Raw genomic sequence first — 12964 nt, 5'->3', positions numbered from 1 at the left:
CTTACGTAGCCGGCGGGTTGTGGAGTATCGCCGGGCCTTGGTGTTACCGCTTCGGTCCTACGATCACAGCCGCCTGCAGGGGCTGATTTCTTCCGTATCGGGAGATCTGGCTGAATACCCGTTTATCGACTGGCAGGTACTGCTTGTCGGCGACGGTTTCACCCATTTCCACGTCTATTTCCGGATCGTGCAGGTACACGAACTGGTCGTCGATGGCACAGACGGTTACCCAGTGGGGGACGCGGCTTCGGTTCAGTTGCCAGGTGCTGATAAGAATCAAAGGAACCCGGCCCTCGTGTAGGGCCTCTGTCATGGCTTCCAGAGTCAGCGGGTCGTGGTGCAACTGGATGCCGGTCTGGCCGATGTCATGCAGAAAGCCCTCATGGACCAGTTCCAGGACCCGCTTCTTGTCCTCGCTTCTGACTGTGTCCTTGAACAGGGCGCCTTCCATGCTGATCCACGCGCTGGCTTCAAAGCCCCGGTTCCAGGCGGCGAGTGCCAGTCCATGGGGGCCGCAGCCGCCGTGGCCGGCGAGCATGAAGATGGTGGTCGCCTCCCGCCATAATCTCAGTTCTTCCAGCGTCGTCAGCGGTTGCTGCTCATCCAGGGCGGCCATGGCCATGATCAGCGCTGCCGGGCCGCAGGAGAAATCCGTGGTCTGCGGGTAATAGGGCACGGCCGGAAACTCTCTTGAAGGCTCGTAGAAAAGTATCCGTCGCTCAAAGCGCAAGGCATCACCGTGGTCCTCGTAGTAATCCCGATAGGTACCAAATTGGCGATAGCCCAGGCGTTTGTAAAGGCTGATAGCGCCCCGGTTATCCTCACGTACTTCCAGTCTCATGACGATGCGGCCCGCTTCCGCAGCTTCTGATTCCGCCTCCCGGACCAGCCTCTCGCCCACACCCTGGCCCCGGACGTCAGGTGACACAGCAATGGAGTAAATGCGGGCCAGCCGGGTAGCCGCGCTCATCAGAACCAGGCAATAACCCACCAATTCGCCATCGGCCTCAGCCACAATCAAACGATCCCTCGGCATCTCCAGAAACCGGCGAAAGCTGCGTCTGGAAAGGCGGTCCTCTGTGAAACACCGGTATTCAAGCGAAACCAGGGCGTCGAGATCCTTGCTGGTGGCTTGTCGGAGCTGGAAGTCAGGCATTGAGATGCGGCCTTGAGAAGAGCTTGGAGGGCATGCTGGTGGGCTTCCCCTATGCGGCTATTATGGGTGAGTGCAGGGGGAACGCAAATACCGCAAGGATGCGTAAAAGCACGCATTATTCGCCAATTGTGCAGGGATCGTGACCGGCGTATTGTGGTCTCCATTACTACAGGCCAGACCTTTCAGGGAGGAATGCCTTTAATGTCCCGATTGCTTATCGTAGTGGACCGCGCTAAAGACTGGTCGCCCTATTACCCCAGTGAGGATGTGCTGACGTTTGATCAGTACCTCCAGTTCTCAGCTCCGCCTGCCAGCCGGGTAAGGGTCATCAACCTGTGTCAGAGCGCCCGTTACCTGAGCAAGGGCTACTACTGCTCGCTCCTGGCAGAGGCCCGTGGCCACCACGTGGTGCCTTCGGTGATGACGCTCAATGATCTTGGTCGAAAAGGACTGTTTTCGCTCGAGCTGGAAGAGCTTGATGAAAGCGTCATCAACTGGCTAGAGGCGGCGGGCTCGGCAATTGATCCCGCCAGTGATGAGAGAGCAGCCACCCATGAAGTCCGGATTCGGACTTACTTTGGCCAGGCAGAGCATCCGGATCTCAAACCCGTCGCCCGGGCGCTGTTCGAGCGTTTCCCGTGCCCGATTCTTGAAGTCGTCTTCAAACGCCGCAAACAGTGGCAGATTGAGTCCATGAAGCCGGCCTCTCCGGCGGATCTCGGCGAGCATGAACAGGACGTGTTTGCTGCCGCCCTGGATCGTTTCAGCAGTATGGTGTGGCGTAAGCCCAGAACCCGTCGTCGTTATCGCTATGATCTGGCGGTGCTGGTCAATCCCGATGAGGAAATGCCTCCGAGTGACAAGGTCGCTCTGAAGCGATTCGAAAAGGCCGGTCGCAAGCTGGGTATCAATGTAGAGCAGATTACCCGGCGGGATTATATGCGCCTGCCGGAATACGATGGCCTGTTCATCCGGGAAACCACGGCCATTGATCACCATACCTACCGCTTTGCCCGCAAGGCCGCCGCTGAGGGTATGGTGGTGATTGATGACCCGGTGTCGATCCTCAAGTGCACCAACAAGGTGTTCCTTGCGGATCTCCTGAAGAACAACAAGATTCCCACACCGAAGACACTGATCCTGTCAAAAGATCAGAAGAACGCGGTTGAGCAGGTCATCAGTGAGCTGGGCTTTCCGGTGGTTATCAAAATTCCGGATGGCGCGTTTTCCCGGGGCGTGACCAAGGCGGAAGACGAGAAAACCCTCCGTGCCGGTCTCAAGGAACTGTTCAAGCAATCGGCGTTGGTGCTGGCCCAGGAATATCTGTACACAGATTATGACTGGCGCATTGGCGTGCTGGGTGGTCGGGCCATCTACGCCTGCAAATACATGATGGTGAAAGGCCACTGGCAGATTTACCAGCACGGCGAATCCGAGAGTGAGAGCGGTGGCTTTGAGACCATGCCCACCTACGAGGTGCCGAGAAACGTGATTCAGGCTGCCCTGAATGCCACCAAGCTTATTGGTAACGGGCTTTATGGCGTGGATATCAAACAGTCCGGCAACCGGGTAGCGGTAATCGAAGTCAACGACAACCCGAGCATTGATGCCGGAGTGGAGGATCGCTTTCTCGGTGGTGAACTCTATACCCTGATCATGCAGGAATTTCTTTCAAGGATGGAAGAGAACCGTCGTCGGTAACGGGTATGGCCTGCTCCCTCAGGGGCCGGCCACCCACACCCGGACACTACCAAACCAGGGATAATCCCGGAGCTGTTCCTTGATGTTCGCAGAGGAGAAGGCAGTCTTTTCTTCGTGCTCGTCGAGGAACAGTTCCAGGTGCACCTTGTTCTTCAGGTAGTGAAGCCGCAAACGACTGTGGTGAGGGAGCTCACCAATGTGCTGAGCCAGGATGGCTCGAATGTCTCCACGGGACGGCAGACGCTCCGAGGTCAGGGGCTGGTCTTCGTCGTTTTCGGCGTCGATGTGGAAATTGATATCCCGAATGTTGTCCAGGGCATCTCGCATGCCCGAGACTACCTGCATACCGATCTGGTGTCCTTCTGAGACACTGATTTCTGGCCGAACTACCAGATGAATATCCAGCAAAATATCATGGCCCATTCGACGGCTACGGAGTTCGTGGACGTTACGCACCCCGTCTGTGTCCCGGGCGATGCTCTTGAGCATCTCCGTGTCCTCCCGCGAAAGGCCGGTATCAACAAGCTCTTTCACGCTGTCCCAGGTGAACTTCCAGCCGATATGGATAATGATTCCGGCGATCACCACCGCCGCAAACACATCCAGCCAAACCATGCCTAGCATGGCACCGGCGGTGGAAACCAGAACGACAACAGAAGAAAACGCATCGGTTCTGCTGTGCCAGGCGTTGGCGATAATCAGGTCTGAGCGGATCTTCAGGCCGACATGGCGAGTGTATCGGAAAATCCATTCCTTACCCGCAACCGACGCTGCAGCTGCCACCAGGACTGGCCAGCCAGGCACGGTATCCACGCCGCCCTCTATCAGGCGCAGGGTATTTTCCCAGGCCAGCGCGGCGCCAACAGCAATCAGGATGCTGCCCAGAACCAGGGTGCCGAAGGTTTCGATTCGTTGATGACCATAGGGATGATCGTCATCCGGCTCCTGACGGGATACCTTCATTACCCCAAGAACGACCAGATCGGAGGCGACATCCGTGAAGGAGTGAATACCATCCACCAGAAGGGCCTGGGAATGAAAAAGAGCACCTCCAATGACTTTTATGATTCCGAGTACGGCATCGAGAATCATTCCGATAATGGTCACGCGCGAGGCCGCTTTCATTTCGCCCGCGAGGTTTTCCCGGTGCTGTTGGGCGGGGGAAATCGGCTCTTGCATTGAAGTACTCCAGATCAGAAGACAGGTGTCAGTATAACGTTATTCCCGGGGGCTTTGGCAGGGGCGGCCCGGAGTCGGAATTTCAAGTGATTTATGCACATCATTGCAGAACCATGACTCGGTAACATTTTGTTTAGTATTTGTCGACAGGCAAGGAAAAAATATATAAGGCAATGAAAATAAAGGAAAAAATAACTGGTCAAAAAATGATCAATCTGTAGATTGGCGCAGTTATCAAGGGATGGCAACCGTTGCCCCGGGATTTTCAACAGGGTTATCCACAGATTCCGTGGAAAAGGTCACGAGACTGCCATGATACAGTCATTTACAGCTGATTTGGTTCTATCCCGGGATGCTGTGGAAAACTTCCGGTATACTCCGCCCACTTGGATAAGGGGAGTTTTGTCAGATGTACGGCGCTATCCGCAACCTGCTTTTCCGCCTACCGCCGGAGCAGGCTCACAATGTTGCATTGAATGGTCTGGATCTTGCGCACCGACTGGGTGTTTTGAGCGCTTTTTCGCCTAAAATAGATTCATTGCCAGTGAATGTTATGGGGCTGGATTTTCCGAACCCCGTAGGCCTTGCGGCAGGCCTCGACAAGAATGCGGATCACCTCGATGCGCTGGGTGCTCTGGGCTTCGGGTTTATCGAAGTGGGTACGGTCACGCCCCTGGCGCAGCCCGGCAACCCCAAGCCGCGAATGTTTCGGTTGCCGGAACACCAGGCCATCATCAACCGCATGGGGTTCAATAATGAAGGCCTGTACCACCTGCTGGCGCGCGTGGATAAGCGTCGCTACAGAGGTGTGCTCGGAATCAATGTGGGAAAGAACAAGGATACCCCCAACGACCAGTCTGAGTCGGATTACCGGAAGGGGATATCGGCGGTTTACGACCGGGCCGACTACATCACGGTCAATGTGTCCTCGCCCAACACGCCGGGGCTCCGGGATCTGCAGTTCGGTGATTCCCTGAAGGGTCTGCTTGAAGCGATCAAGGATGAACAGCTCAAGTGTGAAAAACAGTTTGGTCGCTACGTGCCAGTGGCCGTGAAGATCGCTCCGGACATGGACGATGACGGTATCCGCTTTGTGGCATCTGCGCTGCGCGAGACTGGGCTGGATGGCGTCATTGCCACCAATACAACGATCAGCCGTGATGCGGTGGCGGGGCATGCCCATGCCGATGAAGCCGGCGGTCTCAGTGGGGCGCCGGTTCGGGAAGCGTCTCTCAGGGTTATAAAAGGGCTTTACGCCGAGCTGGGGGAGTCATTACCGATTATTGGTGTCGGTGGCATTATTGATGGCGAGAGTGCGGCAGAGAAAGTCCGGGCCGGTGCCAAACTTGTCCAGATCTACACCGGTTTTATATACCGCGGGCCCCAGCTGATAAAAGAAGCGGTTGAGGCGATCCGGCAGGTAAAGTGATTTCCTTTGCCCCAGAACGAAGGTGGGCCCGCTTAGCGGGCCCGAGCGGGGAATGAACCCCGTGGCGCTTCATCGCATGGTATGGGGCGGGAGGCCCCATTTGGGTTGCTCTGAGTACTGCGTCAAATTGTGTAGAAAAAGATCAGATTAAGATTCGGGGTTAGTTCAGGCGTCACGCCGTCGTAACGTTAGCCAGTTTGTGGATGCCGGATACGCCGGTCATGCCCTCCCATTGATCTGTGCGGCCTTCTCGCCACCCGTTCAGCCATTCCTGGCGAACTTCCGCCTGTTCAATCGGGCAGCTGTCTTTGGATTTACCGGACACGCCAGCGAGATAACCCCGCTTGAATGCACGAGCGTACATGTCTCTTTTCTGTCTTTTCATGCCGTTCCTCACTGATGGATTAACAGAACAAGCGTGTACACTTCTGCAGTGGCTACGACAAGTGTTACCCGCTCCGGGATAACCCACTATTGTCAGCTCAAGCCAGAGCAGTCAGGATCCTGTTAACGGAAGGTTTATTACCTTCCAGAACGACGCGTCACTTACAAGGTAAGTCGAACCTTGCGCAGATGTACACTAATTATTTCATCTATGTGACGCTTTTTTTATAGTTATGTGAACTAAAGAATTGCTGCCAATTTCGGAACAGGCTGTATTCCGGAAACTTACCAATAGCCGTCGATGTACCAGGAGTTGAACTTGTCCAAATCTGTATTTTTCGTAACCTGCCCGAAGGGAGTGGAATACCTTCTGGCGGACGAGCTCAGCACCTTTGGGCTGGACACGGTGCGCAACGCGCCGGCGGGAGTCTGGGTGGAGGGACCTCTGGAGGGTGGCTACCGCGCTTGCCTGTGGTCGCGCCTGGCCAACCGGGTGATCCTCCATATTGATGAAGTGGATGCCAATAGTGGCGATCAACTCTATGACGGCGTTGTGCACATGGACTGGCAGCAGCATATTCCGGTACATGGCAGCTTCCGGGTGACCTTTCTCGGTCAGAACGAGGCAATCCGGAATACTCAATACGGTGCGCAACGGGTAAAGGACGGCATTGTGGATAGGTTCCAGGCCAACGGCGGCCCGCGCCCTTCAGTAGATGCCAAGAACCCGGATGTCATTGTTTCCGCCCGCCTGAATCGGGGGCGTCTGTCACTGGGCATCGATCTCAGTGGTCATAGCCTGCACATGCGCGGCTACCGCACGGACAAGGGTATAGCACCACTGAAAGAAAACCTGGCCGCAGCATTGTTGATGCGTGCGGGCTGGCCCGAGATTGCCGCGGCCGGCGGCGATTTCGTGGACCCGATGTGTGGGTCCGGCACTCTGGTTATTGAAGCCGCCATGATGGCGCTGGACATGGCGCCCGGCCGCAAGCAGGAACGGTTCGGCTTCGAGAAATGGCCCGGCCATCAGCCGGAACTCTGGTTATCCCTGCGCCAGGAAGCGGAGCGCCGCGCCCATGAGGGCAAGCAGGGACGAATCCCCAGGCTGGCGGGTTTCGATCAGGACAGCCGGGTCATCGCGACGGCCTGGAAAAACATTCAGAGAGCGGGGCTGGAGAGTGTTGTCCACGTTGAAGCGCGGGCGGTCGACGCCCTGGAACTTGAGGGCGACTGGTCCGATCAGGGGCTGGTACTGACCAATCCGCCTTACGGCGAGCGGTTGAGTGAGCGCCGGGAGCTGGGCGCCCTGTATCAGGCCCTGGGTGATGCAGTGAAACGCACGGTTCCGGGCTGGCGCCTTGGCGTATTTACCGGCGCCCCGGAATTCGGTAAATCCATCGGTTTGCGGAGCTACAAGCAATATCGACTTTTCAACGGCAAGCTGCCCGCTCAGTTGCTGCTGTTTGAGATCAATGACGTCAGCGCCATGACACCGCGGGCGCCCGATATTCCCGGTGAGGTTACCCCTCGCATTGCCAACGAGGAGCGCGCGGCCATGCTCCGCAACCGCCTCAGGAAAAATATGAAGACCATTGGCCAGTGGGCAAGAAAGCAGGGCATTGGTTGCTACCGTCTTTACGATGCCGACATGCCGGAGTTTGCCCTGGCGATCGATATCTATGAGGGGCGGGTTCACGTGCAGGAGTATGCCGCCCCGAAATCGGTGGACGAGCGCTCCGCCCGTGAACGTCTGGCCGAAGCTCTTGCGATCATTCCCGAAGCATTGGGTGTGGAGCGGGAAGATATGGTGTGCAAGCAGCGCCAACGCCAGACGGGTACCAGCCAGTATGAAAAGCAGGCGGCCAGTGGCGAGTTTTTCAAGGTCCACGAGCATGGCTGCATGCTGAAGGTGAACCTGAAGGATTACCTGGACACAGGTCTGTTTCTCGATCATCGGCCAGTGCGGCACTGGATTCAGCAACACGCTGCAAACCAGCGGTTTCTGAACCTTTTCTGCTATACCGGCGCGGCTACTGTGCATGCCGTGGTTGGCGGCGCCAGCCGGTCTCTGAGCCTGGATATGTCAAAGACCTATGTTGGCTGGGCCGAGGAAAACCTGGCCCTGAACGGCGCCGATCCGAAGAAGCATCGGGTGGAGCAGGCGGACTGTCTGGCCTGGCTGGCGGATCGGAAAACGGCAGACCAACGGTTTGATCTGATCTTCATGGATCCTCCGACCTTTTCCAACTCTGCCCGTATGGCTGGCGTTCTGGATATCCAGAAGGATCATTCGACGCTGGTCAGGCAGGCCATGGCCCGGTTGAGTTCCGACGGGTTGCTGATTTTTTCCAATAATTTCCGACGTTTTAAGCTGGACGAAGCGCTGGAGAATGAGTTCGAGGTTGCCGAAGTTACCCGGGATACCCTGGACAAGGATTTTCAGCGCAACGCCCGGATTCACCGGTGCTGGCACATTCGCCACAAGGCGTAACGGGTATCTAACTAGTAGGTCGGATTAGCGCAGCGTAATCCGACAAATCCTCAAGGCTGGCTCTGGTCGGATGTCGGATTACGCTGCGCTAATCCGACCTACGTTCTGACTTTTGTCGGATTACGCTTCGCTAATCCGACCTACATTTTAGAATTCGTAGCGCACGCCGCCGGAGAACTGGAAGGTGTTCACATCCGTTCCGGTGTCTTCGAACAGCTTTCCGCCCTCGAACACCAGGAAGGTGTCGTCCATCACTTCAAAGTCGAGACCGGCAATCCAGCTGATGCTGAAGCCGCTGTCGGGAAATTCGCCGTCGAGATCAAGGTAAGGGTTGTTGCGGTCATTGGCAGGATCGCTGATCTCGCCTTCACCGTGGATGTAGGAAAAGCCGAACTGGCCGTAAAGGTTGGCGTAGTCGGTGATGGCATAGTGCAGGCCCATGTACCAGCTGGCGTAGTAGTCCACACTCAGGGTGAGGTCGCTGTTCGGGACCTCGGCGTCTTTGAAGCCACCACCGGCCCGCAGCTCGGCGTGGAACAGATCGGTAATATGGCCACCTACCACCAATGTCCCGCCAGTGCCCCAGGCGGTTTCCTTGGTGTTTTCACCGATGGTGCGGTGATTGTAGGTGGTTGCCAGCAGACCGATGTAGTGTTTGTCCGCCCTCGGGGTCTCCTGGGCCAAAGCGACCTGGGACGCGAGAAACAGGGCAGGGACAAGCGGGCAGATGAGGGGCGTTCGCACAACCTTGTTCATTGTTATCGGGCTTCCTGACGTGGGCGAATACGGGCTGATTCTGCCTCGTGTAACCGTTTGTTACGTCGACCCGTGTCACACTTCCCCTTGCCAGTACTGTCTGTTGCTCAGTCCTCGTCGAACAGGCCTTCTTCCCGGGCCATCAGCAGCAGGGCGTAGACGCCGTTTTCAGGCAGTTGAGGTTCCAGGCTTTCCTCGAACAGGAGCTGGCGCCGACGATCTTCCAGGGTTTCGCTGTCCAGGCCGGTAATCAGCTCACTGATGGGAGCGATTTCGAATGGGGCCTCCTGCGCCACGGCAGTGAAGATCAGGTCCACCAGAATCTCGTCCGGATCGAGGCCGTCCACGAAAACGGTCTGGTCTGGCAGGTCCTGGTGCAGTTCCCGGGCCAGTTCGATGAGGGGCACGCCCTGTTCTTCAAGATAGAGAAGGTCGATATCGCCCAGATCACCGTCCTCCGGGAGCCAGTCATCGGAAGGGGCGATCACCACGGTTTTCATTCGCCCGTCTTCCAGCGACCAGGCCATGGCGGTTGGGAACAGGGCGTCATCGGTCTGGCAATATTCAATGTCGAGAAATCTCGGTGCAGGCACGTTGGGCTCCCGGTGGTGGTTGATTTGTGACCCGGTTATAGGGAATGTCCGTTGACCCAGTATGAGGCTTTACGGCTTCATGCCATACTGTTGAAGCAATTATCTTTTAATCAGGGACATCATGGAACACGCTGAATTTAACAAAGATTTATTGAAGTTTCTGAATACCTCCCCCACGCCCTGGCATGCGGTCGACACCATGAAGCAACGGCTCAGTGCGGCCGGATTTCAGGAGCTGGACGAGCGGGAAGATTGGTCACTGGCCAGCAACCAGGGCTACTACGTGGTTCGCAACGGCTCCTCAATCGTAGCCTTCCGCACCGGCAGCAAAGATGTCACCACCTCCGGCATCCGTATGGTGGGTGCCCATACCGACAGCCCCTGCCTGAAGGTCAAGCCGAACCCGGAGCTGCGTCGTAAGGGGTTTTTCCAACTGGGTGTCGAGGTTTACGGCGGTGTTCTGCTTAACCCCTGGTTTGATCGGGATCTTTCCCTGGCCGGCCGGGTTACCGTGCTGGACGAGGACGGCAAGGTACGGGATACCCTGGTGGATTTTCGCAAGCCAATCGCGTTTATTCCCAGCCTGGCCATTCATCTGGACCGCGAAGCCAACAGCAATCGGACGGTCAACCCCCAGACGGATCTGCCTCCGGTTCTGATGCAGGTTCCGGAAAGCGATACTACCAGTTTTGTTGACCTGCTCTCACAACAGATCAAAGCCGAATCCGGGATTAGTGCCCGCAAGGTTCTGGGTTATGAACTGAGCTTCTACGATGCCCGAGAAGCTTCGTTCGTCGGTTTGCGCGATGATTTCATTGCCTCGGCGCGCCTGGATAACCTGCTGAGTTGTTACGTTGGCTTGCAATCGTTGTTGAAGGCTTCCGGTGACGAGGCCGCGCTGTTGGTCTGTAACGATCATGAAGAAGTTGGCAGTATGTCGGCCGAGGGCGCCCAGGGGCCGTTCCTGACCGCGGTTCTGGACCGCTGGGCCGGTGCTGGCAGGGCGCGAGCCATCGCGCGTTCGATGATGGTGTCGGCGGATAACGCCCATGGGATTCATCCGAACTACATGGACAAGCACGATGAGAATCACGGGCCGATTCTTAATCAGGGCCCGGTGATCAAAGTCAATCACAATCAGCGCTACGCGACCAATAGCCGCTCTGCTGCTGTTTACCGTCACATCAGCGATGAACTCGGGCTTCCGCATCAGACCTTTGTGGTGCGAAGCGATATGGGCTGTGGCAGCACTATCGGGCCTCTGACGGCGGGGAATCTTGGCGTGACCACACTAGATATTGGTGTGCCTCAGTTCGGGATGCATTCCATTCGGGAGCTGATTGGTACAGAGGATGGTTTCACGCTGTTCCGCGTGCTGACCGAATTCATGCAGCGCGAGCAGATTTTCTGAGGTCGGAAACGAAAAATGCCGCTGATTCAGTTGAAACAGCGGCATTTCGGAATAAGTGGCTCCCCGAGCTGGGCTCGAACCAGCGACAAACGGATTAACAGTCCGTTGCTCTACCAACTGAGCTATCGGGGAACAGCATCAAGTGGCGCGCATATTAAGCGCTTTGATTTACGGGGTCAACCCCCTGATATGAAAGGCTAAAAATTGTACGAAAGCAGGACCCTTCACTACCGTCCACCGCCCTGGTTGCGCAATGGCCACGTTCAGTCTGTCTGGCCCACGCTGTTTCGCAAAGTCCCGATGATGGATCCGGAACCCGAAGTGATTGCCACACCGGATGACGACGAACTGCATCTGGACTGGTACCGGCAGGGCAGTGACCGCCTGGCCATCGTGTCTCACGGTCTCGAAGGTCACAGCCGACGGCCTTACGTGCTGGGCCTCACCCGGGCGCTGTTACGGGAGGGCTGGGACGTTCTGGCGTGGAACTTCCGCTCCTGCGGCGGTGTGATGAACCGACAGCCAAGGTTTTACCACAGTGGCGCCACCGGAGACCTCAGCCTGGTGATCGATCATGGTCTGGCCGGCACCTACGACACTTTGTTTCTGTCGGGGTTCAGTGTGGGGGGCAACCTGACGCTGCTTTATTTGGGGGAGCAGGGAGAGCGGGTGGATAGCCGGATCTGCGGTGCCGTTGCCTATTCGGTTCCCTGTGATCTGGCCGGTAGCGCCGATATGCTGGCTTTGCCCAGCCGAAAAATCTATATGCAGCGCTTTCTTCGGGATCTGAAGGTGAAAATGCAGGAAAAGGCGGAAAAGTTTCCGGATCTCATAGATGTTTCGGGGTTTGATGCCATCCGCAGCTTTCACGAATTTGATGATCGTTACACGGCGCCTCTGCATGGCTTTCGCGATGCCCGGGATTACTGGGCCCAGTGTTCGGCGCTTGGGCGGATGCGAGACATCAGGGTACCGGCGCTGATGGTGAATGCCGCCGATGATCCGTTCCTGTCGCCGCAGTGCTTTCCGGAGTCCCGGCGGCAGCTTGGTGCACATGTGCGCCTGGAAGCCCCTCGCTGGGGCGGCCATGTGGGGTTTGTCGAGCATGCGAAAGATGGCTTTTACTGGTCAGAGCGTCGGGCCCTGGCTTTCTTGCAGGGATTGAGCTGATCCGGCTTTATTGCAGGATCGGTTTGAGCACAGGCCAGACGTTTTCCAGCAGTTTGGCCTGGGCTTCCTCGGTAGGATGAATGCCATCGTCCTGCATCAGCCCGTCCTGGTTGTAGATGCCGTCCAGGAAAAAGGGAACCAGAGCGGTGTCGTAGCGGTCTGACAGCTTCGGGTAAATGTCAGCAAACATTTCGGTATACCGCTGTCCGTAGTTTGGTGGTATCTGCATGCCCACCAGCACAGCACGGGCGCCCGAGCTCTGGACCTTTTCGATCATGGAGGCGAGATTGGATTCGATCACGTTGGGCGGAAAGCCGCGAAGGCCATCGTTGCCACCCAATTCGATAATCACCACTTCGGGGTCATTCTCCGCAAGCAGTTCGGGCAGCCGGCGAGCACCGCCATCGGTCGTTTCTCCACTGATGCTGGCATTGACCACTTCCCAGTCCGATAGCCCGTTGTTCTCCAGCCGGTTACGCAGCAGCTGCACCCATGCGGTTTCGGAGGGTACGCCATAGGCTGCACTGAGGCTGTCGCCTACAATCAGCAGCGTGCTCTGGTTGGCCGCTACCGGCAGGGCCAGCAGGGTAACTACAAGAAAAAGAATTGATCTGACGTACACCAATGCCGTATGCATAGACAACCAATACACCTTTAAGTCGTTTTCAGGACCCAGGATCGGGAGATTCCG

General features: G+C 56.8%; 11 protein-coding genes and 1 tRNA gene. 5 read left to right on the top strand and 7 right to left on the bottom strand.

Annotated elements, in window-relative coordinates; all coding sequences use genetic code 11:
• Window positions 1–43: 43 nt before the first annotated feature.
• The gene (gene rimI, locus KEHDKFFH_RS03980; RefSeq protein ID WP_104320712.1) at window positions 44–1156 is read right to left on the bottom strand and encodes a ribosomal protein S18-alanine N-acetyltransferase; all 1113 of its coding nucleotides are present in this window, start codon (window positions 1154–1156) and stop codon (window positions 44–46) included.
• A gap of 201 nt (window positions 1157–1357) precedes the next feature.
• Between rimI and KEHDKFFH_RS03975 the strand changes: the two genes are divergently transcribed.
• On the top strand, window positions 1358–2857 hold the full coding sequence (locus tag KEHDKFFH_RS03975) for a RimK family protein (protein WP_104320711.1): 1500 nt from the start codon (window positions 1358–1360) through the stop codon (window positions 2855–2857).
• A gap of 18 nt (window positions 2858–2875) precedes the next feature.
• Here the strand turns inward: KEHDKFFH_RS03975 and KEHDKFFH_RS03970 are convergent, their stop codons facing one another.
• Window positions 2876–4036: a cation diffusion facilitator family transporter gene (locus tag KEHDKFFH_RS03970; protein WP_104320710.1), complete on the bottom strand. Its 1161-nt coding sequence runs from the start codon at window positions 4034–4036 to the stop codon at window positions 2876–2878.
• A gap of 409 nt (window positions 4037–4445) precedes the next feature.
• On the opposite strand from KEHDKFFH_RS03970, the gene KEHDKFFH_RS03965 reads away from it, so the two are divergent.
• Window positions 4446–5465, top strand: coding sequence for a quinone-dependent dihydroorotate dehydrogenase (locus tag KEHDKFFH_RS03965; protein ID WP_104320709.1), 1020 nt, complete (start codon window positions 4446–4448; stop codon window positions 5463–5465).
• A 172-nt stretch (window positions 5466–5637) separates the two neighbouring features.
• Here the strand turns inward: KEHDKFFH_RS03965 and rmf are convergent, their stop codons facing one another.
• On the bottom strand, window positions 5638–5850 hold the full coding sequence (gene rmf, locus KEHDKFFH_RS03960; protein ID WP_008172042.1) for a ribosome modulation factor: 213 nt from the start codon (window positions 5848–5850) through the stop codon (window positions 5638–5640).
• A gap of 300 nt (window positions 5851–6150) precedes the next feature.
• On the opposite strand from rmf, the gene rlmKL reads away from it, so the two are divergent.
• The gene (rlmKL, locus tag KEHDKFFH_RS03955; RefSeq protein WP_192875741.1) at window positions 6151–8343 is read left to right on the top strand and encodes a bifunctional 23S rRNA (guanine(2069)-N(7))-methyltransferase RlmK/23S rRNA (guanine(2445)-N(2))-methyltransferase RlmL; all 2193 of its coding nucleotides are present in this window, start codon (window positions 6151–6153) and stop codon (window positions 8341–8343) included.
• A gap of 147 nt (window positions 8344–8490) precedes the next feature.
• Here rlmKL and KEHDKFFH_RS03950 read toward each other — a convergent pair whose 3' ends face one another.
• Entirely contained in the window at window positions 8491–9099 is a 609-nt protein-coding gene (locus KEHDKFFH_RS03950; RefSeq protein WP_104320708.1) for an outer membrane beta-barrel protein, read from the bottom strand.
• A gap of 107 nt (window positions 9100–9206) precedes the next feature.
• Window positions 9207–9692 (bottom strand): hypothetical protein, encoded by a 486-nt coding sequence (locus tag KEHDKFFH_RS03945; RefSeq protein ID WP_104320707.1) that lies wholly within the window; start codon window positions 9690–9692, stop codon window positions 9207–9209.
• A 121-nt stretch (window positions 9693–9813) separates the two neighbouring features.
• Here KEHDKFFH_RS03945 and KEHDKFFH_RS03940 point away from each other — a divergent pair, with 121 nt between their 5' ends.
• Complete coding sequence (locus tag KEHDKFFH_RS03940; protein ID WP_104320706.1) at window positions 9814–11103, top strand: M18 family aminopeptidase; 1290 nt, start codon at window positions 9814–9816, stop codon at window positions 11101–11103.
• A 56-nt stretch (window positions 11104–11159) separates the two neighbouring features.
• On the opposite strand, the gene KEHDKFFH_RS03935 is transcribed toward KEHDKFFH_RS03940, so the two are convergent.
• A tRNA-Asn gene (locus KEHDKFFH_RS03935) sits at window positions 11160–11235 on the bottom strand.
• Between the two features lie 72 nt (window positions 11236–11307).
• Between KEHDKFFH_RS03935 and KEHDKFFH_RS03930 the strand changes: the two genes are divergently transcribed.
• Window positions 11308–12273: a YheT family hydrolase gene (locus tag KEHDKFFH_RS03930; RefSeq protein WP_192875740.1), complete on the top strand. Its 966-nt coding sequence runs from the start codon at window positions 11308–11310 to the stop codon at window positions 12271–12273.
• Window positions 12274–12280: 7 nt separating this feature from the next.
• On the opposite strand, the gene KEHDKFFH_RS03925 is transcribed toward KEHDKFFH_RS03930, so the two are convergent.
• On the bottom strand, window positions 12281–12910 hold the full coding sequence (locus KEHDKFFH_RS03925; RefSeq protein ID WP_104320704.1) for an arylesterase: 630 nt from the start codon (window positions 12908–12910) through the stop codon (window positions 12281–12283).
• Window positions 12911–12964: the final 54 nt, after the last annotated feature.

Source organism: Marinobacter maroccanus, from assembly GCF_002933275.1.
Classification (GTDB): domain Bacteria; phylum Pseudomonadota; class Gammaproteobacteria; order Pseudomonadales; family Oleiphilaceae; genus Marinobacter; species Marinobacter maroccanus.
This window is presented reverse-complemented; position numbering and strand designations above follow the sequence as displayed.

Bases quoted from the DNA above. Each gene is read 5' to 3' on its own strand.
- rmf (WP_008172042.1), bottom strand. From the start codon at position 5,850: ATGAAAAGACAGAAAAGAGACATGTACGCTCGTGCATTCAAGCGGGGT.
- KEHDKFFH_RS03975 (WP_104320711.1), top strand. From the start codon at position 1,358: ATGTCCCGATTGCTTATCGTAGTGGACCGCGCTAAAGACTGGTCGCCC.
- KEHDKFFH_RS03950 (WP_104320708.1), bottom strand. From the start codon at position 9,099: ATGAACAAGGTTGTGCGAACGCCCCTCATCTGCCCGCTTGTCCCTGCC.
- KEHDKFFH_RS03925 (WP_104320704.1), bottom strand. From the start codon at position 12,910: ATGCATACGGCATTGGTGTACGTCAGATCAATTCTTTTTCTTGTAGTT.
- rlmKL (WP_192875741.1), top strand. From the start codon at position 6,151: ATGTACCAGGAGTTGAACTTGTCCAAATCTGTATTTTTCGTAACCTGC.
- KEHDKFFH_RS03965 (WP_104320709.1), top strand. From the start codon at position 4,446: ATGTACGGCGCTATCCGCAACCTGCTTTTCCGCCTACCGCCGGAGCAG.
- rimI (WP_104320712.1), bottom strand. From the start codon at position 1,156: ATGCCTGACTTCCAGCTCCGACAAGCCACCAGCAAGGATCTCGACGCC.
- KEHDKFFH_RS03940 (WP_104320706.1), top strand. From the start codon at position 9,814: ATGGAACACGCTGAATTTAACAAAGATTTATTGAAGTTTCTGAATACC.
- KEHDKFFH_RS03970 (WP_104320710.1), bottom strand. From the start codon at position 4,036: ATGCAAGAGCCGATTTCCCCCGCCCAACAGCACCGGGAAAACCTCGCG.